This is a genomic window from Rhodococcus sp. BH4 (assembly GCF_002079265.1).
Classification (GTDB): Bacteria; Actinomycetota; Actinomycetes; order Mycobacteriales; family Mycobacteriaceae; genus Rhodococcus_F; species Rhodococcus_F qingshengii.
Genome location: NZ_CP014941.1, coordinates 1,470,603 through 1,495,897, shown reverse-complemented (window position 1 = coordinate 1,495,897; position 25,295 = coordinate 1,470,603). Strand labels below are relative to the sequence as shown.

The 25,295-nt window shown below is 63.4% G+C and carries 24 protein-coding genes; 9 read left to right on the top strand and 15 right to left on the bottom strand.

Annotated elements, in window-relative coordinates:
* Positions 1–5 precede the first annotated feature (5 nt).
* The 4 genes from A0W34_RS06970 to A0W34_RS06955 all read right to left on the bottom strand — a co-directional run bounded on the left by A0W34_RS06970 (position 6) and on the right by A0W34_RS06955 (position 3,326).
* Positions 6–1,127: a glycoside hydrolase family 76 protein gene (locus A0W34_RS06970; protein ID WP_003944321.1), complete on the bottom strand. Its 1,122-nt coding sequence runs from the start codon at positions 1,125–1,127 to the stop codon at positions 6–8.
* A 57-nt stretch (positions 1,128–1,184) separates the two neighbouring features.
* Positions 1,185–1,877 (bottom strand): TrmH family RNA methyltransferase, encoded by a 693-nt coding sequence (locus A0W34_RS06965; protein WP_081557522.1) that lies wholly within the window; start codon positions 1,875–1,877, stop codon positions 1,185–1,187.
* Positions 1,877–2,476: a DUF6636 domain-containing protein gene (locus A0W34_RS06960; RefSeq protein ID WP_003944380.1), complete on the bottom strand. Its 600-nt coding sequence runs from the start codon at positions 2,474–2,476 to the stop codon at positions 1,877–1,879. The genes A0W34_RS06965 and A0W34_RS06960 overlap by 1 nt, the downstream gene beginning before the upstream one ends.
* A gap of 67 nt (positions 2,477–2,543) precedes the next feature.
* On the bottom strand, positions 2,544–3,326 hold the full coding sequence (locus A0W34_RS06955) for an SDR family oxidoreductase (protein WP_003944309.1): 783 nt from the start codon (positions 3,324–3,326) through the stop codon (positions 2,544–2,546).
* 34 nt (positions 3,327–3,360) lie between these two features.
* Between A0W34_RS06955 and A0W34_RS06950 the strand changes: the two genes are divergently transcribed.
* Complete coding sequence (locus A0W34_RS06950) at positions 3,361–3,804, top strand: hypothetical protein (protein ID WP_007726759.1); 444 nt, start codon at positions 3,361–3,363, stop codon at positions 3,802–3,804.
* Between the two features lie 4 nt (positions 3,805–3,808).
* Here the strand turns inward: A0W34_RS06950 and A0W34_RS06945 are convergent, their stop codons facing one another.
* Both A0W34_RS06945 and A0W34_RS06940 read right to left on the bottom strand, forming a co-directional pair.
* A complete protein-coding gene (locus A0W34_RS06945; RefSeq protein ID WP_064443267.1) occupies positions 3,809–4,522 on the bottom strand; it encodes a lysoplasmalogenase in 714 nt (237 codons plus the stop codon).
* Between the two features lie 49 nt (positions 4,523–4,571).
* Positions 4,572–5,252 (bottom strand): lysophospholipid acyltransferase family protein, encoded by a 681-nt coding sequence (locus A0W34_RS06940; protein WP_003944312.1) that lies wholly within the window; start codon positions 5,250–5,252, stop codon positions 4,572–4,574.
* 63 nt (positions 5,253–5,315) lie between these two features.
* On the opposite strand from A0W34_RS06940, the gene A0W34_RS06935 reads away from it, so the two are divergent.
* Genes A0W34_RS06935 through A0W34_RS06925 form a run of 3 tightly spaced genes read left to right on the top strand, consistent with a single transcriptional unit; the run spans position 5,316 to position 7,636 of the window.
* Positions 5,316–5,879 carry a TetR/AcrR family transcriptional regulator gene (locus tag A0W34_RS06935; protein ID WP_081557521.1) on the top strand — a complete coding sequence of 188 codons (564 nt, stop codon included), beginning with the start codon at positions 5,316–5,318 and terminating at the stop codon, positions 5,877–5,879.
* 33 nt (positions 5,880–5,912) lie between these two features.
* Positions 5,913–6,356 carry a MarR family winged helix-turn-helix transcriptional regulator gene (locus tag A0W34_RS06930; protein ID WP_003944339.1) on the top strand — a complete coding sequence of 148 codons (444 nt, stop codon included), beginning with the start codon at positions 5,913–5,915 and terminating at the stop codon, positions 6,354–6,356.
* Positions 6,357–6,379: 23 nt separating this feature from the next.
* Complete coding sequence (locus A0W34_RS06925; RefSeq protein ID WP_003944384.1) at positions 6,380–7,636, top strand: MFS transporter; 1,257 nt, start codon at positions 6,380–6,382, stop codon at positions 7,634–7,636.
* Between the two features lie 51 nt (positions 7,637–7,687).
* Here the strand turns inward: A0W34_RS06925 and pyrE are convergent, their stop codons facing one another.
* The 5 genes from pyrE to clpB form a co-directional block, all read right to left on the bottom strand.
* The gene (gene pyrE / locus A0W34_RS06920; RefSeq protein ID WP_003944385.1) at positions 7,688–8,221 is read right to left on the bottom strand and encodes an orotate phosphoribosyltransferase; all 534 of its coding nucleotides are present in this window, start codon (positions 8,219–8,221) and stop codon (positions 7,688–7,690) included.
* Positions 8,222–8,295: 74 nt separating this feature from the next.
* Positions 8,296–9,096, bottom strand: a complete 801-nt coding sequence (locus A0W34_RS06915; protein ID WP_037131478.1) for an SDR family NAD(P)-dependent oxidoreductase — start codon at positions 9,094–9,096, stop codon at positions 8,296–8,298.
* Positions 9,097–9,142: 46 nt separating this feature from the next.
* Positions 9,143–10,030 (bottom strand): hypothetical protein, encoded by an 888-nt coding sequence (locus A0W34_RS06910; RefSeq protein WP_003944407.1) that lies wholly within the window; start codon positions 10,028–10,030, stop codon positions 9,143–9,145.
* A gap of 86 nt (positions 10,031–10,116) precedes the next feature.
* Positions 10,117–11,088 carry a hypothetical protein gene (locus tag A0W34_RS06905; RefSeq protein ID WP_064688856.1) on the bottom strand — a complete coding sequence of 324 codons (972 nt, stop codon included), beginning with the start codon at positions 11,086–11,088 and terminating at the stop codon, positions 10,117–10,119.
* A 158-nt stretch (positions 11,089–11,246) separates the two neighbouring features.
* A complete protein-coding gene (gene clpB, locus A0W34_RS06900; protein WP_007726750.1) occupies positions 11,247–13,799 on the bottom strand; it encodes an ATP-dependent chaperone ClpB in 2,553 nt (850 codons plus the stop codon).
* 182 nt (positions 13,800–13,981) lie between these two features.
* Here clpB and A0W34_RS06895 point away from each other — a divergent pair, with 182 nt between their 5' ends.
* Positions 13,982–15,178 (top strand): FAD-binding oxidoreductase, encoded by a 1,197-nt coding sequence (locus A0W34_RS06895; RefSeq protein WP_007726748.1) that lies wholly within the window; start codon positions 13,982–13,984, stop codon positions 15,176–15,178.
* 16 nt (positions 15,179–15,194) lie between these two features.
* Positions 15,195–15,941 (top strand): FAD-binding oxidoreductase, encoded by a 747-nt coding sequence (locus A0W34_RS06890; protein WP_003944435.1) that lies wholly within the window; start codon positions 15,195–15,197, stop codon positions 15,939–15,941.
* Between the two features lie 3 nt (positions 15,942–15,944).
* On the opposite strand, the gene A0W34_RS06885 is transcribed toward A0W34_RS06890, so the two are convergent.
* Positions 15,945–17,105 (bottom strand): globin domain-containing protein, encoded by a 1,161-nt coding sequence (locus tag A0W34_RS06885; RefSeq protein ID WP_003944359.1) that lies wholly within the window; start codon positions 17,103–17,105, stop codon positions 15,945–15,947.
* 235 nt (positions 17,106–17,340) lie between these two features.
* Here A0W34_RS06885 and A0W34_RS06880 point away from each other — a divergent pair, with 235 nt between their 5' ends.
* On the top strand, positions 17,341–18,528 hold the full coding sequence (locus A0W34_RS06880) for a nitric oxide synthase oxygenase (RefSeq protein WP_042924169.1): 1,188 nt from the start codon (positions 17,341–17,343) through the stop codon (positions 18,526–18,528).
* Between the two features lie 6 nt (positions 18,529–18,534).
* On the opposite strand, the gene A0W34_RS06875 is transcribed toward A0W34_RS06880, so the two are convergent.
* Positions 18,535–19,920, bottom strand: a complete 1,386-nt coding sequence (locus tag A0W34_RS06875; protein WP_003944372.1) for a CitMHS family transporter — start codon at positions 19,918–19,920, stop codon at positions 18,535–18,537.
* 93 nt (positions 19,921–20,013) lie between these two features.
* On the bottom strand, positions 20,014–21,066 hold the full coding sequence (locus A0W34_RS06870) for a Bug family tripartite tricarboxylate transporter substrate binding protein (protein ID WP_081557520.1): 1,053 nt from the start codon (positions 21,064–21,066) through the stop codon (positions 20,014–20,016).
* A gap of 112 nt (positions 21,067–21,178) precedes the next feature.
* Here A0W34_RS06870 and A0W34_RS06865 point away from each other — a divergent pair, with 112 nt between their 5' ends.
* Positions 21,179–22,831, top strand: coding sequence for a sensor histidine kinase (locus A0W34_RS06865; RefSeq protein WP_231915011.1), 1,653 nt, complete (start codon positions 21,179–21,181; stop codon positions 22,829–22,831).
* Positions 22,828–23,511: a response regulator gene (locus A0W34_RS06860; RefSeq protein ID WP_064074641.1), complete on the top strand. Its 684-nt coding sequence runs from the start codon at positions 22,828–22,830 to the stop codon at positions 23,509–23,511. Before A0W34_RS06865 ends, A0W34_RS06860 begins: the two co-directional genes overlap by 4 nt.
* 24 nt (positions 23,512–23,535) lie before the next feature.
* Here the strand turns inward: A0W34_RS06860 and A0W34_RS06855 are convergent, their stop codons facing one another.
* Positions 23,536–25,110, bottom strand: coding sequence for an AMP-binding protein (locus A0W34_RS06855; RefSeq protein WP_039972740.1), 1,575 nt, complete (start codon positions 25,108–25,110; stop codon positions 23,536–23,538).
* Positions 25,111–25,295: the final 185 nt, after the last annotated feature.

Below are 25,295 nucleotides of genomic sequence, written 5' to 3'. Positions count from 1 at the left end.
AAAGCCTAACGCTTACGCGGGTATCCAGCCGCCGAGACGACAAAGGCTGCCTCCATGAGCATCCACCCACCTACCTGCACCGAGAGGTCTCGCTCGGGCACGCTCGACGAGCGCACGGTTCCGGCGGCGAAGGTGGCGATGTCGCCGGACAGACTCGGCAACTGAGCATCCTTGGTCCAGTCGTGCCCGAACAGCGGCAGGCCTTCGATCTGCAGTCTGTTGTTCCAGGCAGCTTCCGCGGAGGAGAGAACGATCTGCGCTGCGAGTTCGCGCGCTCGCAGGTCCTCGTGAGTCTCCCAGGACAGGTTCACCACCACGAACGCGAGGTAGCGAGCCAGGATTGCGTTGAACAGTCCGCCGTCCCCTCCGCCACCGCCCGTGATGACTCCGTACTCGGTCATTCCGTCGTACACCGCGTCGACGAGTTTGTGGACTCGCTCGCGGTGACGCGGCTCGCCCAATCGCGTCGACAACTCGGTTTCCAACCCCAGCGTGACGCCCTGACAGTACGAATAGATCGCGCGCTCGAGGGTGCCGTCGCGGCGGATACCGTCGAAGATCAGTCCGGAGTCCGGATCCCGCAGTGTCTCGTCGATCCAGTCGGCCGTTGCCTGCGCACGCCAGAGTTTTCCGGTGCGCGCCAGCATGATTCCGGCGGGTCCGTTTGCCGGTGTGTTGTAGAAATCGGAGCCTTTGCACCACGGAATACCGCCGCCGTCGGCCGGGGACCACGAATCGAAGAGTTGCGATTCGAGCGCCTGAACCGCAGTTCGGTGATCGACCGAGAACATGCGTTGCGCACGTTCGAGCGAGAGGCCCAGCCACGCCATGTCGTCGTAGTAGTTGTTGGTCCACGCCGAGACGTTGCGGACCCGCACACTGCGGGCAACCTTCGCGACCCGGCGACGACGCTTGGGGGTCGGGTCACGTTCGAGTGCGTCGATCGCAGTATCGAGCAGGTGCGCTTGCCACCAGTAGTGCCACGGCTTGAACATCCGCTCGCGTCGAACAGCAGGCCAGGCAACCACGCCGAGTGCTGTCCGGGGCATTCCCCACAGGCGCCGAAGGTGACGACTGACTATCGCGCCCTCAGCCGCATCGGCCCGCTCTGCCCACACTTCCTGCATAACTACCTATCCTGTCTGGTCGAGGCGCTACACGCTAGCCGGAATTCGCGAGCGAGATCAGCGGGAATCGGCGAGATCGGCATGCTCACGTACCCACGCGTGCATCGCGATGCCGGCCGCGACACCGGCGTTGATGCTGCGAGTCGAACCGAATTGTGCGATCGAGACCGTCATGGACGCAACCTCTTTCGCATGATCGGTCACTCCGGGGCCTTCTTGACCGAACAGCAGGATGCACTCCCGCGGCAGGCTTGCCGTTTCCAGCGGCACCGACCCCGGGGTGTTGTCGACGGCCACGATCGTGAGTGAATTCTCACGGGCGTACTCGACGAGCTCGCTGATGTCTGCGTGGTGAACGATGTGCTGGTATCGATCGGTCACCATGGCGCCCCGCCGATTCCAGCGCCGACGCCCCACGATGTGGACCGCGGCCGCGGCAAACGCGTTGGCCGTGCGGACCACCGTGCCGATGTTGGCGTCGTGCGCGAAGTTTTCGATGGCGACATGCATCGTGTGACGGCGCGAGTCGATGTCCTCGACGATCGCTTCCCGCGTCCAGTACCGATACTCGTCCAAGACGTTTCGACGATCACCCTCGGCCAGAAGTACCGGGTCGTAGCGCGCGTCGGTCGGCGCTTCCGTGTCGCGCTCCTCGGCCCAGGGTCCGACGCCGTTGGGATTCTCGCCCCACTCGGTGGGTCCCGGTTCACTGGCCCCGCCGGACACGTCGTCAGCTGCGACTTCGGTCATCAGAACACCTCGTTGGAATCTGCAGCCACGGTGAAGCCGTGCGTGGTCTGATCGTTGACACACGAGACGTCTGTCGCGGTGGTCGTACAGGTGAAACCCAGTTTGCTCAGCGGTTGACCGGCCGCCAACACCGGATCGGCGTCGGGGCCGCCAGAGGTGTACACCTCTCCGCCCGAACACATGAAAGCACCCTCACCCTCGTCGGTGACGCGAATACCGTTGCCCCAGTTGACCATGCAGCTCTCCGGCCGCGGCGGAACGGGAGTGGTCGTTCCCTCGCACCCGGCTTCGATTCTGGTGGGCAACTTGATGATGCCGCACTGGAAGTTTCCGTCGGGAGTGGTGAAGTAGTACGACTCGTTGCGCTCGAACTGCACGTCCGTGAGTGTCGTCGTCGGTGGCAGCGTCGTGGTCGGTGGTTCGGTGGTCGTGGGGACGACGGGCGCGACGGTGGTGGTTGTCGTCGGCACTGCGGTAGTGGTGGACGAACTGGGCTGCGCCGCTACGGTCGGCGCTGAATCCGCCTCCCCGCTGCACCCTGCGAGCACTAGCGCCGACCCGACGCCCAACAAGACGAACCCCACCCGAACACGAACCACCCGACTACCTCCACACACGTCATCTTGGCCCAGCAACAGCCGACAGTGCACTCTATCGTGTGGTCGACTAAGTGCTGGTGACGCGCTTGTTCATCAGCCGTGAGAGCCACGCGGGCGAGAACCGCGACGCGCTGAGGAAGAGCTTCGCCTGAGTTCCGACCGGGTAGTGAACCTTGTGCATCCGTCCGGCGCCGCGTGTGGCCGCCCACAGTTCCTGCGCGACGTCGGTTGCAGTCAGCTTGATACCCAACGATCTGGTGGCTCCGGTGTCCATTCCAGTGACCATCGCGGTCTGGACGAACAACGGCCAGAGCGCGAGAACACGGATGTCGTGCTGTGCCCATTCCAGATCGAGCGCCTCGGTCAGGCCGCGGATCGCGAACTTGGTTGCACCGTACGTCGCCAGTTCGGGCTGGCCGTAGATCGCCGAAGCGGAGCACAGATTGACCACCTGGGCGCCGACGGTATCGCGGAGGTACGGGAAAGCCGTGTGCGTGCCGTTGAGGGTGCCGGTGATGTTGATGTCGACCATTCGGCGATGCGCCGCAAGAGAAATATCCTCGAACCGTCCCGACGAGAGCACGCCCGCATTGTTGATCAGGATGTCCAGACGCCCGGACTCCCCGGCAAAATCGGCCAGACACTGCGCCCATCCCGCCGGATCGGTGACATCCAGGACACCCGTCACGACACTGCCGCCGAAACCGTCGATCTCGGCCTTCAAGGAGGCAAGGCCGGCGTCGTCGATGTCGAACGCGCCGACGCGGTATCCGTTGCGCGCGAACAACAGCGACGTCTCCCGCCCGATTCCAGCCGCAGCACCGGTGATGAAGACGTTCGGTTCGCTCATCCGGTCAGGCTATCCTGGATGTGGAGGAAATCTGATGAATCACCGTCGCGTCGTACACACCGTGTGTTTCATCGCGGTGGGGTATCTGATCGTGCTCGCCGTGTGGCTCGGATGGCTGGTCGAGCACACCCCACCTGGCACGCTGCCCTATCAGATCGGCGGGCTGCTCGCCGCTTTCGGCTCGGTTCTCGGATTCGGAATGGCATGGGCCAACCGCCCGACCCGCGCCGAGCGCAAACTCGAAAAGCACGGCCTCGAAGGGTGGGCACGAATCGACACCGTCACACCCCTGCGCCGAACCGTCGACGGCGAATTGGCCAAGCTCGCACTCCACCTCACGGTTCCAGGTTCCGATTCGTACTCGGGCCGGATCGAGTACGAGATCCGACCCGAGTACAAAGACAAGATCACTCCCGGATCCACGGTCACCGTCATGGTGGATCCGAAGAACCGAGACCGAATCATGCTGTGCCCGTGAAAGACTAGACGCTCTTCTTGCGCCCCAGCGCCAACATGCCCTCCACCAGCATCAGCTGCGCTCCCGCGTACGACGCCAGGATCACACCCTCGGCAGCAGCGCGGCCGGCGGTCCCGCGGATGAACAGACGACGCACCACGATCAGTCCGTCGGATGCGGTGAAGAGCACTCCGCCCAATCCGAGCCAGGAGCGTCGATCCTTGTTCGGGACGACCACGTCGAGCACGGCCTTGGACTGCGGTGCCAGAGCGGGGTCCGCCGACAACGTCGAGGTGGTTCCCAACATCAATCCGTATCCGGTGAGCGGCGTCGACACGCTCGGGGCCTTGGCACGGAGCAGTCCGGACGCCGTCGACCAACCGCTGATGCGGGGCCGCAGGGCAGCGCGGGTCGGCCGAGCGCCGCGCCGCAGCAGGAGCGCCGAGTAACTGGCCTGCATCACCGCGAACGAGGACGCGCCCTTGATCAGACGAGCATCGTTGTCCGGGTCGATCATGAACACGTCGCCGACAGTTGCAGCGGCGAGACCGGCCAGAAGCAGTGCGGTATCGGCAGTTTCCGTCTCCGAGCGCTTGCGCAGCACTCGGGCGGCCAGAGCGGGTGCGATCAACGGCTTCGCGATCTGCTGAACCCGCTCGTTACCGACTACTGCCCCGAACACTGTCGCTGCCGTCGCCGCCGCAAAAACTGCGTGCTCGATGCCCCACTTGCCCGCCATCACAATCCTCCTGTTGGTTACACGTCCAACAGCGACCGTACTGGGTCACTCAGGCGGCATCGCCGGATTTGACGTCCGCGCCGTAGACATCGACGTATTCCTGCCCCGACTGGTCACAGAGCACTGCCATCAATTCGTCCGTCGCCGCACGCACGACGGCCTGGTAGCCACGAAGTTCGCGGTACCGAGAGAAGTCGATCGGCTCCCCTACCGTGATCCGGACCTTGCTGAAGCGCCACATCCGCGTACCCGGCGGGTTGACTGCGTCGCCGCCGTGTACGACGACGGGAATGACCGGCGCCCCGGTTTCCAATGCAACTCGAATCGCTCCGGTCTTTCCCTTGTACAGGCAACCGTCGGGTGATCGTGTTCCCTCGGGGTAGATCCCCCAGACACCACCCTTGTCGAGAATCCCGATGGCCGTGTCCAACGCCGCACGGGAGGCGTCGGCGCCGCTACGGTCGATCGGCACCTGACCGGCCCCACCGAAGAACCAGCGCTGCATCGCGCCCTTCACACCGGTCCCGGTGAAATATTCACTCTTCGCGACGAAGGTGATGCGTCGGCGCACCATGAGAACCAGGAAGAACGAGTCGACGACTGCCCGATGGTTGCCGGCGAGAATCACCGGCCCTTTCTTGGGGATGTGGTGCTGCCCCTCGATCGTCGGCCGCCCGAACAGCCAGAGGACCGGGCCGATCAGGACGTATTTGAACAGCCAATAGAGCACAGGGCATCACCTTTTCCGTCTAGTAGACAGTGTCTACGACGAGAATAGTAGACACTGTCTTCCATGACTGTCAGCAGCCTTCGCGAAACACTCGTCGCCACCGGCGTCGAGATTCTCGATGCCGACGGCGCCACAGAACTGACGCTACGGGAGATAGCGCGTCGGGCGGGCGTGTCGCACGGCGCCCCGCGGAGATACTTTCCGACCCACAACAGCCTGCTAGCCGCAATTACCTCACACGGCCTGCGCGATCTCGCCGACAGACTCGATCCCGTCCTCGCCGGCAAACAACCCGCTCGTAGCCGATTGATCTCGGCAGCAATCGAATACGTGTCATTCGCCCAGGAGCGACCGGCGATGTTCGAGTTGATGTTTCGCCACGACCTCCTCGAGGGCGCAGGCAGCAACCTCAGAGAGTCTTCTCTCCCACTCTTCGCCGCCCTGCAATCCCTGACCGAAGAGGCCGACGCCTCCGATCCCACCACATCTGCGTTGAACATCTGGACCGGAACCCACGGCATCGCAGTGCTGGCGGCAAATCGAAGCCTCACACTCGTCGCACCCGACCTCGATGTGCCGTCGCTGGTAGCCACCGCCGTGACGGACCACCTTCCACGGACTCGTTGATTTACATAGTTAACCTATGCAATAATATTCTTCGTGACAGACGAAGAACAGCAACTGCACGAACTACTCGTCGACCTCGTGAGCAATACGCACCGCTTCGCGAAGCTGGCAGGCTCCTTCGCGTCCGATCAGTACCCACGCGCCTGGCTGCGCGCACTCTCGTTACTCGAGGAATACGGCGAAATGCGGATCAGCGACTTCGCTCGACTCGACAGAAGCTCGCAGCCCTCTGCCACTGCACTACTGCGCAAACTCGGCGAGAACGGTTACGTCGAACGCCGCGCCGACCCCGAGGACGCCCGGGCAGTCCGAGTGGCCATGACGGACAAGGGCCGAAAGATCTTGAACGACGGTCGAAACGAGATCGCCGACGCTCTAGTCCCCCACTTCGTCGAACTCGGGCCTGAGCAGATCAAGAAACTGGCCGACGGATTGGCCGAATTGCGGTCCATCATCAAGACTTCCGATCCCAGCTGAAACACCCACCACTGAAAAAGGAGGTGGCCGTGAGCAACACGACCGCGACATCAACGCACCAGAACGAGGCTCCGCCGAGCCTCCTGAAACAACCGAAAGCGGTGTGGGCGGTAGCCTTTGCCAGCGTCATCGCCTTCATGGGCATCGGATTGGTCGATCCGATCCTCAAGCCGATCGGCGAACAACTCGACGCCACACCGTCGCAGGTTTCGCTGCTGTTCACCAGCTACATGCTCGTCACCGGCGTGGCCATGCTCATCACCGGTGTGGTGTCCAGCCGCATCGGCGCCAAGAAAACACTTCTTGCAGGCCTTGCCATCATCATCGTGTTCGCTTCTCTGGCAGGCGCTTCCAGCACCATCGGCCAGATCGTCGGATTCCGTGCGGGCTGGGGACTCGGCAATGCACTGTTCATCGCAACGGCGCTCGCGGCAATCGTCGGCGCGGCCAGCGGCGGCGTGGCACGGGCGATCATCCTGTACGAGGCTGCATTGGGCATCGGTATCGCAGTCGGACCGCTGGTCGGCGGAGTTCTCGGTGACATCAGCTGGCGCGCACCGTTCTTCGGCGTCGCAGCCCTGATGGCGGTCGCCTTCATTCTCATCGTGGTGATGCTTCCGAGCGCACCCAAGCCCGAACACCACACGTCCATCGCTGCGCCCTTCCAGGCGTTGCGGCACCGCGGGCTACTCACCGTTGCCATCACCGCGCTGCTCTACAACTACGGATTCTTCACGCTGCTCGCGTACACGCCGTTCCCCCTCGACATGGGGGCGTACCCGATCGGATTCATCTTCTTCGGCTGGGGCCTGATGCTGGCGATCTCGTCGGTTTTCCTCGCCCCTCGCCTGCAACGACGCTTCGGCACCCTGCCGATGATGATGCTGGCACTGACCCTGTTCGCACTCGACCTGGGCATGATGGCGCTCTTCACCGAGAACAAGATCGTCTTGATCGTCGGTGTCGTCCTCGCCGGTTTGTTCCTCGGCGTGAACAACACACTCATCACCGAAACCGTCATGATCTCAGCTCCCGTGGAGCGGTCGACCGCCTCGGCTGCTTACAGCTTCGTCCGATTCGTCGGCGGCGCCGCTGCTCCGTGGGTAGCCGGCAAGCTCGGCGAATCCAACGTCCACATGCCGTTCTGGGTCGGCGCGGTGCTCACCCTCGCCGCCGTATTCGTCCTGTCGAGCGGACGTAAGGTTCTCGCTCACGTCGACGACCACGATCCCGCGCCGCACAGCGTCGACGAAGCACTCGCCGTCACCGTAGGCGACTGACCCCTGTGAGTGGTTGAGGAGTGCAGGGACTCCTTAACCACTCACGGGGCGTCAGCTCAGGTTCAGATCTTCCAGGCCCAGCAGCGAGCGGTACTCGACGCCCTCGGCACCGATCACCGCATCCGCACCCGTCGCGCGATCGACGACCGTAGCGACTCCGACCACGGTGGCCCCTGCCTCGCGCAGGGCCTTCACTGCTGTCAACGGCGAATTGCCCGTCGTGGTCGTGTCCTCGACAACCAGGACACGCTTGCCGACGATGTCCGGGCCCTCGATCTGGCGCTGCATCCCGTGGGCCTTCGCGGCCTTGCGGACGACAAACGCATCGATCGGTCGGCCGGGAGCGTGCATCACCGCCATGGCAACCGGGTCGGCGCCCATCGTCAAACCGCCGACGGCGTCGAAATCCCAGTCCGCGACCAGTTCACGCAGCAGCGAGCCGATCAGCGGCGCTGCCTTGTGGTGAAGTGTCGCGCGGCGAAGGTCGACGTAGTAATCGGCTTCCTTGCCCGAGGACAACGTCACCTTTCCGTGTACAACAGCCAATTCGCGCACCAGCGCAGCCAAATCCTCACGATCGCTCATGAGTGCTCAGCCTACCGACCACTGCCTTGTGTTCGGCTTCTGCCTCTGGGCTACGTCCGGCTTCCGCCTCTGGGCTACGTCCGCCCGCGGCCTCGTCCGACGATGTTGGTCAGCCGGCGAACCAGCCCCTTGGGAACGAGACGCCCGGCCGTCGTGAGGACCTTGTACTGGAATCCCGGAATACTGATGACCTTGTCGTCACCGAGATCCTTCATCGACGCCGCAACCACCTGGTCGACGCTCAGCCACATCGGCTTGGGGATCGTGGACATCTCGATGCCCGCGCGCTCGTGGAACTCGGTGCGAATGAAGCCCGGGCACAGCGCCTGCACGCGCACTCCCGTCCCGGCCAACCCGCCGGACAGCCCTTCGGTGAACGAGATGACATAGGCCTTGCTTGCCGAATACGTCGAACCCCGCCCGGACAGCAGGCCCGCGACGCTCGCCACGTTGACAATCGTTCCGTGCGCCGACGCGATCATGCTGGGCAGCGCCGCACGGGTCAGCCGCATCACGGCGGTGACGTTGACGTCGAGTTGAGACTGAAGGAGCGCTGGATCGGCGGTCCAGAACTCGCCGGAGGTACCGAATCCGGCGTTGTTCACCAACACCTCGACGCCCTTCTCCAAACGAAGCGCGACCGTGTCGCGTCCGGCCTCCGATGCGAGATCGGCAACCAGAATCTCCGACTCGGTGCCGAACATCGTCTTCAACTCGGACGCGAGGTCGTGCAATCTGACCTCGTCACGTGCGACGAGAACCAGGTCGTATCCGAGGGAGGCGTATTTCTTGGCGAAACCGGCGCCGAGACCAGAGGTGGGTCCGGTCACCAGGGCAACGGGACGCACAGGGCGATCCGAGTGGGAAGTCGACATACCGGCCACGCTAGTGGTTATCGCGCCTGGACGGGAACCTTAAAGGTCAGTCGACCGGGCGAATTGTGCCCGAGCGCTGCGACGCCGGGCGCTGAGCCGGCTTGTCAGCCGCCTCGGGCTTGCGCAGCGATTGATCCGGACGTGGCGCAGATTCCCGCGGTGCGGGCTCACGCGGTGCGGACTCACGCGGGGCAAATTCACGCGGCGGAGCGTCACGGGGCGGCTGCTCTTGACGCGAACGGGGTTGTTCTACCGGATCCGGAGTTGGGCGAGACTTCTCGGCGCCCGGCCGCGGGCGGCTCGGATCGTGATCGACCTCGAGTTCGTTGGGATCGGTGACGGGAGGCAGGACATGCAGAATGCCGGACAGGCGCGCAACCGACTCGATTGCCGCGTCCCAGTCCCGGCCGTTACTGGTCACCGGAAGCGAACCGAGCGTCCACTGCCCTTCGCTCCACAGCATGCTGATCGACGGCGGAACCGATTCGGTGAACGCCACCATGCGCTGATCACAGACGCGACGAGCAATCTCGAGGTCCGTTGCAAAAACCACCCGGGAACCGATCGCACCCAACAGGTTCAGGTCGCCGTCCTTGGGCGGAGCCGTCGACTTCAACCGAAGATCGATGTCGACGTCCGACCCGATCTCGCGGCGAACGGCCACGATGGTTGCGGTCTCTTCCAGGTCGAACAGCACGAACTGTTCTCCGCGACGGCGGCCGCGGACGACGTCGGTAGCAGTGAGGTAGTCCTGCTTGGCCATGACCGCGCGGTGCCATTCGCCTGCCAGCTGATCGTCAGTGGCCGTGTACGTGTAACCCTGCGCCTTGGCCCAGATCTGACGCACTCGCCCGGATTGATCTCGCCTCGTCCTGTCGACGTACAGAAGCGCACCCGCGCCTGCGAGTGCAATTGCTGCCAGTCCGAACCACATTCCAGTCATCACCCTCCAGGGTAGCGACTCGCGGCCTCAACCTCCCGCGACACCCTGGTGGACTCGCCCGATGTGTCGTGAACGACTCAGTTGCCGAACTTCGGCAGCGACGTACTCAGAATCGTGTTGGCGGTCATCGTGCCGTTCTCCACCGGCGTGCCGTCGACGACGATGTTGTCTCCCGGTTGCAGATCGGCGATGGTGGCGCGGTTGAGCGCGATGAGCGTGGTGTCCGCTGTGGTCAGAATCGTCACCTGCGAACCCCCGATCGAATCGATGACCAACGTGCCGCCGTCGTTCGACTTCACGGTGCCGACGGCTCCCCCGGCGTCACCGATGACTTCGCCGAGCCCGCCTGGAAGCTGGCTGAGCGGAGAATCCGTCGTCGGAGTCGGCGCCGTGGTGCTGGCCTTCGGCGGTGTCGTGGTCGGCGCCTGCGTCGTGGTGGTCGGGGGAACGAAAGCGGTCTGGGTGCCCTTGTCGTTCGAGCCGAACGCCGAGAACGCGATGATCGCGATCACGGCGACCAGGATCCCGACCACACCAGCGGCCACCCACGTCGCGAGCTTGCGCTTCTTACCGCCGCCCGACGATCCATCGTCGATGAACGGCTGTTCCGGCGGAACTCCACCGCCACCACCGGCAACCGGATACTGCTGTGTATTTCCGTACTGCTGCGTGTTCCCGTACTGATCCGGGTTCCCGTACTGCTGAGCGGTGTACGGCGGATAGGCCTGCGTCGCACCAGGCGGCGGCGCCTGCGGATCGAACTGCGGGTTGTAGGCAGGGAACGCCTGAGTGGGATTCGGCTGCTGCCCCTGCTGCCCCAAGTACTCCGTGTTCTGATCCGGTCCGCCGTAGGGATACTGCTGTGCCCCCGGATACTGCTGTGCCCCCGGCGGCTGACCGAAATACTCCGTCGGCTGGTTCGGATTCTGGCCGGACACCGTCCCGTACTGCTCCGTCGGCTGGTCGGGCGTACGCCCCCACACCTCGGTCGCCTCGGGATCCTCACGGCGCGGCCCACCCGAGTTACGCGGATCGTTCTGATCGGTCATGCCTGGCTCACCTTCGGTTGGGACGAAAGAGCGTCGGAGTCGTTCGGAGAGGCGCGGGTGCACTCGTCCCCGCTTCGAGCATCCAGCCATCCAGGGTAGAACAAAATGCGAATGCCCCGCCGATCCAAGTGGATCGACGGGGCATTCCGCTTACCGAATCAGGAGAGAACCAACTGATCCGCGTCCTCGCTGACACCGACGTGCACGGTGTCGCCGTCCTGGACCTTGCCGGCCAGGAGCAGCTTGGCGAGCTGGTCGCCGATCGACTGCTGAACGAGTCGACGCAATGGCCGAGCGCCGTACAGCGGGTCGTAGCCGCGCACTGCGAGCCACATCCGAGCCGCACCGTTCACCTCGAGGGTGAGACGACGCGCAGCCAGACGCTTCTGCAACTGCTCGAGCTGGATGTCCACGATGTGCTCCAACTGCTCCTCGGAGAGCGAGTCGAAGATGACCACGTCGTCGAGACGGTTGATGAACTCCGGCTTGAACGCGTGGCGTACCGCATCCATGACCTGCTCCCGCGTGCCACCGGATCCCAGGTTGGAGGTCAGGATCAAGATGGTGTTGCGGAAGTCCACCGTGCGGCCTTGACCGTCGGTCAGTCGGCCTTCGTCGAGCACTGCGAGCAAGACATCGAACACGTCGGGGTGTGCCTTCTCGACCTCGTCGAAGAGGACCACCGAGTACGGGCGTCGTCGAACTGCTTCGGTGAGCTGGCCACCGGCTTCGTAGCCGACGTATCCCGGAGGAGCACCGACGAGTCGGGCCACCGAGTGCTTCTCACCGTATTCGCTCATGTCGATGCGGATCATCGCGCGCTCGTCGTCGAAGAGGAAGTCCGCCAAGGCTTTGGCGAGCTCCGTCTTACCGACGCCGGTCGGGCCGAGGAACAGGAAGGAACCGGTGGGCCGATTGGGGTCGGCGACACCTGCTCGGGCGCGGCGAACCGCATCCGAGACGGCGACGACGGCGTCGGTCTGGCCGACGACGCGCTTGCCGAGTTCGGACTCCATGCGGAGCAGCTTCTCGGTTTCGCCTTCCATCATCCGGCCGGCGGGGATTCCGGTCCAGGCTGCGACCACGTCTGCGACGTCGTCGGGCCCGACCTCTTCCTTGAGCATCACGTCACCGTCGGAGGCAGCTCCGGAAGCGGCTGCTGCCTCTTCCAGTTCCTTCTCGAGCGCCGGGATACGGCCGTAGCGCAACTCGGCTGCCTTGCCCAGATCGCCGTCACGCTCAGCGCGTTCGGACTCTCCTCGCAGGGTTTCGAGCTGTTCCTTCAGCACGCGCACCGAGTCGATGGCCTGCTTTTCGTTCTGCCAGCGGGTGCTGAGCTGATTGAGCTTTTCGCGGTCGTCCGCGAGTTCCTGACGCAGCTTCTCGAGCCGCGCCTTGGACGCGTCGTCGGTTTCCTTCTCGAGTGCCACTTCTTCGATTTCGAGTCGGCGAACCGTGCGTTCCACCTCGTCGATCTCGACGGGACGCGAGTCGATCTCCATACGAAGTCGCGATGCGGCTTCGTCCACGAGGTCGATGGCCTTGTCCGGCAGGAACCGCGACGTGATGTAGCGGTCCGACAGCGCGGCAGCCGCCACCAACGCGGAGTCGGTGATGCGCACGCCGTGGTGCACCTCGTAGCGCTCCTTGAGGCCGCGCAGGATACCGATGGTGTCCTCGACCGAGGGCTCACCGACGAGCACCTGCTGGAAACGACGCTCGAGTGCTGCGTCCTTCTCGATGTACTTGCGGTACTCCTCGAGTGTGGTCGCACCGACCAGCCGCAGCTCACCACGGGCGAGCATCGGCTTGATCATGTTGCCTGCGTCCATCGCGGATTCACCGGTGGCTCCGGCGCCGACGATGGTGTGCAACTCGTCGATGAAGGTGATGACCTGTCCGGCACTGTTCTTGATGTCGTCGAGGACAGCCTTGAGGCGTTCTTCGAATTCACCGCGGAACTTGGCACCGGCGACCATGGACCCGAGATCCAGGGACACGACGGTCTTGCCTCGCAGCGATTCCGGGACGTCACCCGCGACGATGCGTTGGGCAAGGCCCTCCACGATCGCGGTCTTGCCGACGCCGGGCTCACCGATGAGTACCGGGTTGTTCTTGGTACGACGCGAGAGCACCTGCACGACACGGCGAATCTCGGTGTCGCGACCGATCACCGGGTCGAGCTTGCCGCTACGTGCAGCTTCGGTGAGGTCGGTGGAGTACTTTTCCAGCGCTTGGTAGGTGCCTTCGGGCTCCGGGCTGGTGACGCGAGCGCTGCCGCGGACGGTGGTGAAGGCTTCACGCAATGCGTCCTGGGTGGCGCCGTGCCGTACGAGCAACTGTGCGACGTCGGAGTCCCCGCCGGCCAGTCCGTAGAGGACGTGCTCGGTGGAGACGTATTCGTCGTCCATCTCGGTGGCGAGGTGCTGAGCAGCAGTGAGTGCCGCGAGTGCCTCACGCCCGAGTTGCGGGGTGGAGCTTGCGCCGGTTGTCTTGGGCAGGCGATCGACGATTGCCTGTGCTTCACGGTGTACGACCGTGGGGTCGACGCCTACAGCTTTGAGTAGTGGGGCAGCGATGCCGTCGGTCTGGTCGAGCAATGCGACCAGCAGATGGGCAGGCCGGATATCGGGGTTACCCGCCGACGACGCCGACTGCAGTGCAGCCGTCATCGCAGCCTGGGTCTTGGTTGTTGGTGTGAACGAGTCCACTTGTCACCTTTCTGGCGAAGTCGAACGGGAAGAGCCGCGACCGGTTGGTATTGCGACTGTGTCAATATGCTCAACGCGGACAAACTTGAGTCTATTCCGCTCAAGTTTGTTTTCGCCAGGCCGAGTTGGTTTCGTAGGTCACATTTTCAGCCGTACTAGAATTGTGGCGAGAGTTGCAGCTGGTGCGAAAGGGGGATGGATTGGATCCGACAGTGATCGCCCGTCTGCAATCCAGCCTCGATTCTCTGACCGACGACGAAGAGAGCCGTGCGCACTTCTCGGCAGTGTTCTACACCGGCCTCTTTGCGGAACATCCTCTGTACCGCTCATTGTTCCCCGCCGGGATGGAATCGCAGGGCCACCGTTTCTTCAGAGCCATCGAGTTCGTCGTGAAGAATCTGCCCCAGCATCGCCGAATCCGGAAGTTCCTCACCCAACTCGGCCGCGACCACCGTCGCTACGGCGTCGAGCGTGAGCACTACGAGGCCGCCGGCGTCGCTCTGAAGCGCGCGGTTCGGTCGATGTACGGCACGAGCGCGCACAGCCGCTACAAGTGGACGCCGGAGCTGGACGAGGCCTGGTCTCAGTTCACCGACCTCGTCGTCGGCACGATGGCCGACGGCGCCGAATCCGATACGACCCCGGCGCTCTGGGGCGCAACCGTGGTCAGCCACGAACGAGTCCTCGACGATCTGGCGATTGTTCGCCTCGAAGCCGACCCACCCATTCCGTACGGGGCGGGGCAATACGTAGGTGTTCAGATTCCCCAGCGCCCGAAAATGTGGCGGTATTACTCACCGGCGATTCCGACCAACCCTTTCGGTCAGCTCGAGTTCCACATCCGCAAGGTGTCGGGAGGATGGGTCAGCCCCGCGATCGTCAGCGAAACCAACGTCGGTGACCGCTGGGTCATGTCCACTCCCCTCGGCGGCCTCGAGGTCGACTTCACCAGCGACCGTGACGTTCTCATGATCGGGTCCGGCACCGGTATCGCTCCACTGCGGGCACAGGTGATGGAAATGTCTCAACGCGCGCACAACCCGCGCGTGCACCTGTTCGTCGGCGGCCGCTATCCCTGCGATCTGTACGACCTCGAAACCCTCTGGCACATCTCGCTCAGCAACCCGTGGTTGACCGTCGTGCCGGTTTCCGAAGAACCCGAAAACCCTTGGTGGCACAACGGACCGGTGCTCGAACCACCGTTCGGAATGCACAGCCGGCTGATCGGACCGATCGGAAAAGTGGTCGCGCAGTTCGGTTCGTGGGCCGACCGTCAGGTGCAGATCTCGGGGTCACCGTCGATGATCAAGACAACCGTCTACGCCTTGCGTGCCGGCGGAACTCCGCTCGACCAGATCCGGCACGACCCGCTCTACTGACTACAGGAGAACTTTCATGGCCCAGCGAACCTGGTCGAGCACAGTCGTCGAACATCACCGTCTCCGTGAGGATCTGGCGGTTGTTCGTCTTGTCGGCGACGTCGTCCCGTTCCGACCGGGCCAGTACGTCGACGTCAGCGTCCCGCAGAATTCGCGGTTGCTCCGTCGACTCTCCCCCGCACTGCCTCCCTCACACGACGGGAAGTTGGAGTTTCACGTCAAGACGGTTCCCGGTGGTTGGGTCAGCGGTTCGATAGTCAAGGACACCCAGCCTGGTGACGTCTGGCAGATCCTCGACCCGCGCGGCAACCTGTCCGTCGACGAGAACGGCCCCACCGTCATCATGGTCGCGGGCGGAACCGGTTTGGCCCCACTCCGGTCGATCATTCTCGATCTGGCTCAGACCCCGAACCCGCCGCAGGTGTACCTCTTCTTCGGTGGCCGAACGCTTCGTGATCTCTACGCTGCGGACATGCTGTGGCTGCTCGCCGACCAGTTTCCGTGGTTGCAGCCCATTCCTGTCGTCGAAGATCTCTCCGACGGCGGCCCGCCCGACGGATGGTTCGACCGGTTGAACGTCGACATCGGATTCGGCGACGATCATCTCATCGAAGGCACGCTCGCCGACGTCGTCGCGTCGTACGGTGCGTTCACCGAACATCAGGTCCTGGTGTGCGGATCGGCGGCCATGGTTCGGTCGACGCGTGATCGATTGATCGAGGCCGGAACGCCGGCCGAGGTCATTCAGTTCGATCCGTACTGACGGTCAGTACGTCGGGTCGTTGCGAACGGTATCGACGTCGATGCCCACTGCGCGAAGCCTGAATTTGGTGCTGTTGACCATGGATTCGCTGCCGACGACCTGAATGTCGTAGCCCGCCCAGTCCCCGAACGAGGTCACGACCTTACCGACCTTGCCGACGATGCGCCGCTTCATGCCGATCGGCGGCAGTGGCTCCGCTTCGGTGTGCCACCACGGATTCTCGTCTTCTTCGGAGACCGGGATGATCGTGAGCCACGGGTACTTCTCGGCCAGCTTCCACAGATGCGGAAGGTCGTAGAGATCGCACGGATGCTGTCCGGAGTAGAACAGTTGGACCTTGCGAGTGTTGCCGCGTCGGATCAGTTCGAGGATCTGAGCGCGAAGAGGCGCGACACCTGTTCCCGACGCGATCATCAAAAGGTCCTTGGAGTTCTCCGGAATCCCCAAGGCGCCGATGGGCGAACCGACCACCCAGGTGTCACCGACAGCGGTCTGGTTCACCATGACCGGGCTGACCCACCCGCCGGTGACCTGGCGGATGTGGAACTCGAGGATTCCGGTCCCGTCGTACGGCGTGGCCGGAGAGAGGTAGCGCCACATCCGTGGCCTCGCGGCGACCTGCACGCTGACGTACTGACCGGCGCGGTACTCCATCGTCTGGTCGAGTTGCAGCCGCACGACGGCGACGCCCTTGATGACCGGGCGGCATTCGATGACCGTGGCACTCCACGCGGGCGGACCGTCTTCCGCGTTGGCGGCATCCATCATCGCCGCCGAGATGATCGCGAGCGCGTTACGCCACGCGCTGTCGACCTCGTCGGTCCACATTTCGGCGCCACCGAAGGTCTCGAGTGCTTCGATCAAGGCATTGCCGACTGCCGTGTAGTGCTCGTCGGTGACGCCGTACTTACGGTGATCGCGGCCGAGCTGTGCGAGGTACTCGAGTATCGCGTCGGACTCGTCGAGGCGTTCGACGACGTGAGCGATAGCGCTGACAAGCCGGTCACGCTGCACATCCATCGCTGCCGGAAAGAACTCCCGGGTTTCGGGCGATCGAGCGAACAGGATCGAATAGAAGGTACGGGCGAGCCGTTCCGGACCATCTTCTACCGCAGCGACGGATTTGAAGCTCGACCGGACCAGAGAGATTGCTTGCGAATCCACGCTCATCCTCGTCCCGACTAGACGCGGCAAGACCCGCCGCGGAATTTCGTCTGCAGCTTATGTCACAAATGTCTGACTCGTAAATCATTCTGGACAAGTGTCACAATGCGACCCCATTTCGCGGTGTGACCGTCCCTTTCTTATTCTTGCGTGCAAGATAAACAAGAGCTTCGACACTCTCGATCGCCGAGCTAACGTTCAGCGAAATCTCAACCAGCCAAACAGGAGTCGTGCCGTGGATTTTGTTCGACAGGACGAATTGCCCACCGATAGCGGGCTTACGTCCCAGATCGCCTCCACTACCCCGACGCTGACCGAGCTTCAGCGTCGGGAACTCGAGTGCGTCGAATTTTTCGACTCTCCGGAACTGGGCCACCTCCCGACGTCTCGGCGGCGTGAGGCCTTGCGTGAACTCCATCGGACCGGCACCTACACGCACACAGCGGAGGAATTGCTCGTCGGCGCCAAACTCGCGTGGCGAAACCACGCCAGGTGCGTCGGTCGCGCGCATTGGCGGACCCTCAAACTCATCGACGCGCGCGATGCCGTCACGGCTTCCGCTCTCGCCGAAGCATGCTGGGAGCACCTGCGACTGTCGACCAACGGCGGCGCTCTGCAGTCGGTCGTGACGGTCGGGCCACTCCCCCGCGAGGACGGTCAGGAGTACCGAATCCTCAGCCCGCAACTGATCCGCTACGCCGGCTACCGGCAGCCTGACGGCACCATCCTGGGCGACCCGTGGCACGTCGATCTGACTGCTCAGGTCACCGCGATGGGGTGGAAGGGCGCCGGTACGCCGTTCGACGTTCTCCCCGTACTGATTTCGGTTCCCGACGAACCCCTGCAGTACTTCGACGTCCCGACCGACCTGGTTCTCGAGGTCGAGATCGAGCACCCCGAATACAGCTGGTTCGCTGATCTGGGGCTTAAATGGCATGCCGTCCCTGCGGTCTCGGACATGAACCTCGACATCGGCGGAATCGTTTATCCCTGCACGCCGTTCAGCGGTTGGTACGTCAGCACCGAGGTAGGCGCACGCAACTTCAGCGACACCGATCGCTACAACATGTTGCCCACCATCGGAGCGATGATGGAGCTCGACATGAGCCACGACCGCACGCTCTGGAAGGACCGCGCACTGGTCGAACTGAACCGTGCAGTTATCCACAGCTACCGCAAGGCCGGCGTCATCATGGTCGACCATCACACTGTCGCAAAGCAATTCATCGATCACATCGCGCGTGAGGACAAGGCCGGGCGCAAGTGCCCGACCGACTGGTCATGGGTGAACCCGCCCATGTCCAGCTCGCTCACGCCGACGTTCCACCGCCTGTACGACGAGCCCGATCTCGACATCCGGCCCAATTTCGTGACAAAAAAGAAGAAGGGCACCGACCAAGGCCGGTGCCCCTTCCACAACTGATCGCGCTCAGAAGGGGATCTGCCCCAATCCGACGCCGACCACGAGCATCGTGATCGAGATCAGGCCCGCTCGCCACAGAACCTTCTTGTGGTGATCCGCCAGAGAAACACCGGCGAGTGTGACCAGTAGCAGGATCGCCGGGACCAGCGGGCTCTGCATGTGCACGGCCTGCCCGGTGATCGAGGCGCGCGCCATCTCCACCGGCTCGATGCCGTACTGCGCTGCAGTCTCGGACAGCACCGGCAGCACACCGAAGTAGAACGCGTCGTTGGTCATGAAGAACGTGAGCGGGATACTCAGGACGCCCGTGATGACGGCGAGGTGCGGGCCCATCGCGTCGGGGATGACCTGAAGCAGCCACTCTGCCATCGCCTCGACCATGCCGGTTCCCTGGAAAACGCCGGTCAGCACCGCTGCTGCCAGCACCATCGCGACCACCGAGACGATGCTCGACGAATGGCGTGCGATTGCTTCACCCTGATCCTTGACCGCCGGGAAGTTCACCGCGAGGGCGATCGACGACGCGATCATGAACAGCACCGGGATGGGCAGGATGTCCATCACGAGTACGACGAGAAGGATCGTCGTCAGCGCAGCGTTGAACCAGAGCAATTTCGGCCGCAAGGTGTCCCGCTTGGGGTCGAGGCCGTCGATGAATCGTCCGGTGTCGCCGCCGTCGTCCTCGGAGTCGTTCGAGCCGCCGGTGCCGGCGCTACCGGTGCTGGAACTTCCACCGTTTCCGACCTTTTCAAGGATGCGCTCAGAAGTCAGGACCAAAGTCCCGATCCTGCGGCGCTCCATGATCCCGAGGTGAATCGCGAATCCGAGCACCATGATCAGGCCGACGATCAACGACGGCACCATCGGCACGAACACGTCGGAGGGTGAGAGTCCCAGCGCGCTCGCGGCCCGGACGGTCGGGCCGCCCCACGGAATGATGTTCATGGTCGCGTTGGACAGGCCGGCGATCACCGTCAGAACGACGGGACTGACACCGAGTTTGAGGTAGAGCGGAAGCAGCGCCGAGGTCACGATGATGAAGGTCGTCGAACCGTCTCCGTCCAGCGAGACCACCATCGCGAGCACTGCGGTTCCGACCACGAGCCTCATCGGATCGTCTCGCACCATCCGCAAGATGAGCTTGACCAGCGGATCGAAGAGGCCGACGTCGATCATGATTCCGAAGAAGATGATCGCGAAGAACAACAGCGCCGCGGTGGGTGCGAGCGACTTGATGCCGTCGGTGATCATGTCGCCGATTCCGAGGCCCGCCCCGGCAAGTAGTCCGAAGGCCACCGGAACCAGAGTCAGTCCCACCACCGGGGTCGCGCGTTTGGTGAGAATCAGGAACATGAACACCGCAACCATGAGGAAGCCGAGTGTGACGAGCATGATGAACTCCTTTGGTGCTGAATTGCCGAGAAAAACGGCACGGCAAATCGAGCCGGTGACCTTCGTGGAGGTGAAACGAAACTTCGGTAGTGCTCAGTTGATGCCGGGCGGATCGAGTGTTGCGTCGACGAACCGGGATTGATCGGTGAGGAATGCGGAGAACTCGGGTTCGGTGAGAACTGCACTGTTCCAACCGTTTCGGCGAGACAGCTCGTTCCAGCGCGGGCTTGCCGCCAGATCCCGCACCAAATTCTGCAAGTGCTGACGCTGATCGTCCGTCAGGCCCGGCGGCGCCATGAGGCCGCGCCAATTGGTGAACGTGGCGTCGACGCCAGACTCCGCCATCGTGGGCGCATCCACCGCCGGGGTACGGGCCGGCGAGCTGACCGCAAGGACCCGAACCGTGCCTGCCGCAATCTGATCGAGGTACTCACCGATACCGGTGGCGGCTACGTCGACCTGCCTCGTGAGCAGTGCGGGAAGCAGTTCGCCGCCGCCGTCGTAGATGCGGTACGGGGAGCGCGACGGATCGACGCCGACCGCCCGTGCGAACAGAAGGCGGAACAACCCGTCCGGTCCACCTTCACTCGAACCACCGCCGATCGAGATCGACGACGGATCCGCCACCCAGGCCTGCGTCAGATCGGCGAGAGTTTTGTACGGTGAATCTGCTGGAACCAGTAGCGCTTCCGGTTCTTCGACGAGTCTCGCAATCGGTGTCACGTCGGCAAGTGTGTGCTCGGACGGCAGTATCTCGAGCGAACCGAGAACTCCGAGCCCCATGACCATGAGTAGGTCGGGATTCCCGCTTTCGAGAGCCAACCGGTTGAGTCCGACGATGCCGCCCGATCCGGGCAGCACAACGACGTCGGCGTCGACGGTCCCTTCGTCGGCCAGTGCTTGCACCATGGTCCGGGCGGTCAGGTCGTAACCACCACCGGCCACCGAGGGCACCAGTACGCGCAGTTCTTCGGAACTCTCACCCGCTCGGCCACCGGCGAAGAAGGACTCGACCGGAGTGCATCCGGTCGAGAGCACGAGAGTCATCGCGCAGGCACCGAGCAGGGCGATATGCCTGCTCAGCCGCTTCGATGTGCTCATGGCTTCGTCCTTGTCTGCCGGTACCGATGTGTGAACAGGTTTCATACTTACGCACTTTGTGACTGGGGTCACCATTGGGAAAGCAAATTGATTTGTGCTCATTGTGCTCACGAACGGCCGCTTTCCCGGCATCGAACTGAAGGCTAGGGTCTGGCTGGTGTCCTCAGGAAACGAGCAGGCGGAGCGAGAGAGCAAGTCGTCTCTGTTTGCCCGGCTATTTCGCCGCCGGCACACTCTGGCGACACAACTTCTCGAACTGCAACTTCTGATCGTCGTTGCAGTTCTCGTGTGCGTCACCGCCCTCTCCCTCGCGCAGTCGTCCGCGAGTTTCCAACGCGAGGAGGGACGTCGCGCACTCTCGGCAGCGGAATCGCTCGCAGCCAATCCGGCAGTACGCGAGCTACTCCCCCAGGCGCAGACCCGTCTCCGCTCCGGACTACAAGGTTCGGTCGACTCGGTACGCGCCATCTCGGGCGTCACCTACGTCTCGCTTGCCGACGCCGACGGCAGTGTCGTCATTTCGACGCGTCCCGGTGATGTCGGCATCGACGCACGTCAGACGGAGGATCGGTCGTGGACGGGTTTGGTCGACACGCCCTCCGGCAAGGCCGTGGAGGCGCACGTTCCGATTCTCGGCAGCGAAGGAGCGATTACCGGAACCGCGATGGTCGGCATCGAGTACCCCTCGATCTGGACACGGCTGCTGCAGTCTGCACCGAATCTCCTGGTATACCTCGCGGTGGCATCCCTTCTCGGCGGCGTCGGGTCGATCCTGTTGGCCCGCAGGGTAAAACGGCAAACCCTCGGCATGGAAGCCGGCGAGATCCTGGACCTGGTTCGCCAACGTGAAGCAATGCTGCGCGGTCTCAAGGAAGGCGTCATCGCATTCGACGCGCAGGGAAAGGTGGTGCTGATGAGCGACAGTGCCCACCAACTCCTCGACATCCCACGCGGCAGCGCCGGTAGATCGGTGCGGGACCTCGGTCTCGACGACCGCCTCCAGAGTGTACTGACCTCCGGCACAACCGAATCCGATCAGTTGGTTCTTGTCGGCGATCGCCTGCTCGTCCTCAACACCGTCTTGATCGAATCGAAAGGCCGCACCATCGGGTCGGTCACCACTTTCCGCGACCGCACCGAATTGCGCTCCGTGGAAGAAGAACTCGACGTGACCAAAACCAGCACCGACGCACTACGCGCCCACATCCACGAGTTCGACAATCAACTGCACACCATCTCCGGCCTCATCCAGCTCGGCGAATACGACGAGGTGGTCGGCTACGTCGAGGGTCTGACCATGGAGCGCGCGCAGGTCAGCGCGACCGTGACCGAGAAGATCGCCGACGTCGGCACCGCCGCACTCGTGATCGCCAAGATAGGTGCTGCTGCACAGGGGTTGGTCACGGTCGAGCTGGCGGCGGACACGCATCTGGAACCGGTGGACCGCAGACTCGGACGAGATCTCGTGACAGTGGTCGGAAACCTCGTCGACAATGCCGTCGACGCCGTCGGTGAGATGCCGGAAGCCGCGCGCCGCAAGGTTCGGTTGTCGATTCGGGGCCGTGGCACCGCGGTCGAAGTGCGGGTCGAGGACGCCGGCCCCGGTATCGCGCCGGAGAATCGCGACAGGGTGTTCGGCCAGGGTTGGAGCACCAAGGGACAATCGAGTGACGGACACGGTTTCGGTTTGGCGCTGGTGCGCCTGACGTGTCGTCGGCGGGGCGGCGACGTCACCGTGAGCACTCGTTCGGCAGAGGACATCGAGTGGACTGTCTTCAGCGCAGTCCTACACGACGGAGAGGGCGCATGATCCGGGTACTGGTGGTCGACGACGACTTCATGGTGGCGAAGGTGCACAGCGGATTCGTCTCACGGATAGACGGTTTCGAAGTGTGCGGCGTTGCCCATTCGGCCGAGACCGCGCTGGCCGCAGTCGGTGAGTTGCAACCCGACCTGGTGCTTCTCGACGTCCACCTGCCCGGCACCACCGGACTCGATCTGATCGCCCCGTTTCGCGCGCTGGCACCGGAGCTGGATGTTCTTGTCATCACTAGTGAGCGCGAGGCCGGCTCGGTCAAGAAAGCGCTGCGCAGCGGCGTCGTGCATTACCTGATGAAGCCCTTCACGTTCGAGGTTCTCCGTGAGCGTCTCGAGCGTTACCGATCGACATATGCGAATCTCGACAGCTCCGGCGAAGCAGAACAGGAGGCGGTGGACGAGGCTTTCGGCGTGGCAGGTGGCGCGACAACGGCGTCGTCCCTCAAGGGTCTACCGAAAGGACTCAGTCCTGAGACCCTTCAGCTGGTCGAGGCAGCACTACGAGACGAAACCGAACCCGCCTCGGCCACAGACATTTCCGAGAGGGTCGGCATCTCACGCGCGAGCGCGAGGCGCTACCTCGAATACCTCTACGAAACCGGGCGGTCCACCACTTCGCTGAAATACGGAGTGGTGGGCCGCCCGGAACGTCGTTACGTCTGGAAACGCTGACCCTTCGCTACCCGACGCTGGTTCCTAGACCGCGCGGGCGCTGGTCTCCCAGTACCGCGCGCGCAGCGCCTTCTTGTCCAGCTTGCCCAGCGGTGTCAGCGGGAGTGATTCCACGAAGTCGATGCTCTTGGGAGCGTGAACCGAACCCTTGGCTGCCTTCACCTTGTCGACCAGTTCCTCGGTGTCGACGGTCAGTCCGGCACGAAGTACGACACAGGCCTTGACGGCTTCGCCCCACTTGTCGTCCGGCACACCGACTACCGCCACCGACGCGACGGACGGATGCGCCGAGATCACGTCTTCGATTTCGCGGGGGAACACGTTGAAACCACCGGTCACGATCATGTCCTTCTTGCGATCGACGATGGACATGAACCCGTCCTTGTCCTTGCGCGCGATGTCGCCGGTGTGCAGCCAACCACCCCGGAACGCCTCGGCGGTTTCGGCCGGCTTCTTCCAGTAGCCCTTCATGATCAGCGGGCCACGGACGCAGATCTCACCGAGTTCTCCCTGCGGCACCTCGTTGAGGTCGTCGTCGAGCAACCGGACGTCGAGCCACGGCACCGGACGCCCACACGTGGCGAGGCGGGCCGGATCGTCGGCGAGGTGTTCTTCCTTGCGCAGCACCGAGATAGTCATGCCGCACTCGGTCTGACCGTAGAACTGGAAGAAGATCTGACCGAACTTCTTGATGCCCTCCTGCAGTCTGGCGGGAGACATCGCGGACGCTCCGTAAAACAGCGTCTGCAAACTCGAGACGTCCCGCTTGGGCAGATCGGGGTGGTCCATGAGCATGTAGATCATGGTGGGCACCAACATGGTTGCCGTGATCTTGTGCTTCTCGATCGCTTCGAGCACAGCACCTGGCTCGAAGGCAGGCAGGACGATCAACGCACCGCCGCGCAGCAAGGTCGGGATGAAGAACGCTGCACCTGCGTGTGAGAGTGGCGTGCAGATGAGGAAGCGGTTGTCCTCGGGCCACTGCCACTCCGACATCTGGATCTGATTGAGCGCAGCACCCGAACGGAAGGATCCGACAACACCTTTGGGCTTGCCGGTCGTTCCACCGGTGTACACCATGCTGCTGGCGTCTTCGGCGTCGACGTGCGCTGCCTTCAGCGGCGCGGGCTCGAACGTGGCAGCCAGCGCGAGGATGTCGATTCCCACCTCGGACGGCCCCATCGAGAGCACGTTGGTCAACGAGGGTGACGACGCCTTCAACTCGGCGGCACGCTCTTCGAAGGCATTGGGATCGAAGATCAGCGTCTCGATCTCGGCGTCGTCGACGATGTACTTGTGGTCGTCGAGCGATCCCATCGGGTTCAAGGCGCTCGCCCGGCAGCCGGTGATCATGGTCGCGCCCATACTGATCAGAACCTCGGGGCGATTCTTCGACAGCATCGCGGTGCTGGTGCCCTGAGTGATTCCCAAAGACGCGAGCGCCTGGGCGAAGCAGCTGATCTGATCGCGCATCTGACCGCCGGTGAGGATCACGTCGCCGAGGTACAGCGCGGGCTTGTCGTGATTGCGTTCCAGAGCGGTGATGAGCAGGTCCGGACCGTATACCGGTCGGTGCAGGTCAGCGAACTCGTCTGTCATCTGGTCTTCCTTCTGCTCGGCGCGTGCAGTCATCGAGATGTGCTCCCGGTCACGGATACGATATCCAGAATTGCACAAAACTGGAACAGGTTCCACCTCTTCGATCGAATCCGAGAATGCTCCCGATCAGCGGGAAGCCCGTCGTCACCCGCGAGAGCGGTGGTTAGCGTCGATGTACCCACCGA

Bases quoted from the DNA above. Each gene is read 5' to 3' on its own strand.
- A0W34_RS06970 (WP_003944321.1), bottom strand. From the start codon at position 1,127: ATGCAGGAAGTGTGGGCAGAGCGGGCCGATGCGGCTGAGGGCGCGATA.
- A0W34_RS06870 (WP_081557520.1), bottom strand. From the start codon at position 21,066: ATGAAACCTGTTCACACATCGGTACCGGCAGACAAGGACGAAGCCATG.
- A0W34_RS06860 (WP_064074641.1), top strand. From the start codon at position 22,828: ATGATCCGGGTACTGGTGGTCGACGACGACTTCATGGTGGCGAAGGTG.
- A0W34_RS06935 (WP_081557521.1), top strand. From the start codon at position 5,316: ATGACTGTCAGCAGCCTTCGCGAAACACTCGTCGCCACCGGCGTCGAG.
- A0W34_RS06945 (WP_064443267.1), bottom strand. From the start codon at position 4,522: ATGGCGGGCAAGTGGGGCATCGAGCACGCAGTTTTTGCGGCGGCGACG.
- A0W34_RS06915 (WP_037131478.1), bottom strand. From the start codon at position 9,096: ATGTCGACTTCCCACTCGGATCGCCCTGTGCGTCCCGTTGCCCTGGTG.
- A0W34_RS06855 (WP_039972740.1), bottom strand. From the start codon at position 25,110: ATGACAGACGAGTTCGCTGACCTGCACCGACCGGTATACGGTCCGGAC.
- A0W34_RS06910 (WP_003944407.1), bottom strand. From the start codon at position 10,030: ATGTGGTTCGGACTGGCAGCAATTGCACTCGCAGGCGCGGGTGCGCTT.
- A0W34_RS06955 (WP_003944309.1), bottom strand. From the start codon at position 3,326: ATGAGCGAACCGAACGTCTTCATCACCGGTGCTGCGGCTGGAATCGGG.
- A0W34_RS06905 (WP_064688856.1), bottom strand. From the start codon at position 11,088: ATGACCGATCAGAACGATCCGCGTAACTCGGGTGGGCCGCGCCGTGAG.
- pyrE (WP_003944385.1), bottom strand. From the start codon at position 8,221: ATGAGCGATCGTGAGGATTTGGCTGCGCTGGTGCGCGAATTGGCTGTT.
- A0W34_RS06875 (WP_003944372.1), bottom strand. From the start codon at position 19,920: ATGCTCGTCACACTCGGCTTCCTCATGGTTGCGGTGTTCATGTTCCTG.
- A0W34_RS06950 (WP_007726759.1), top strand. From the start codon at position 3,361: ATGAATCACCGTCGCGTCGTACACACCGTGTGTTTCATCGCGGTGGGG.
- A0W34_RS06890 (WP_003944435.1), top strand. From the start codon at position 15,195: ATGGCCCAGCGAACCTGGTCGAGCACAGTCGTCGAACATCACCGTCTC.
- A0W34_RS06965 (WP_081557522.1), bottom strand. From the start codon at position 1,877: ATGACCGAAGTCGCAGCTGACGACGTGTCCGGCGGGGCCAGTGAACCG.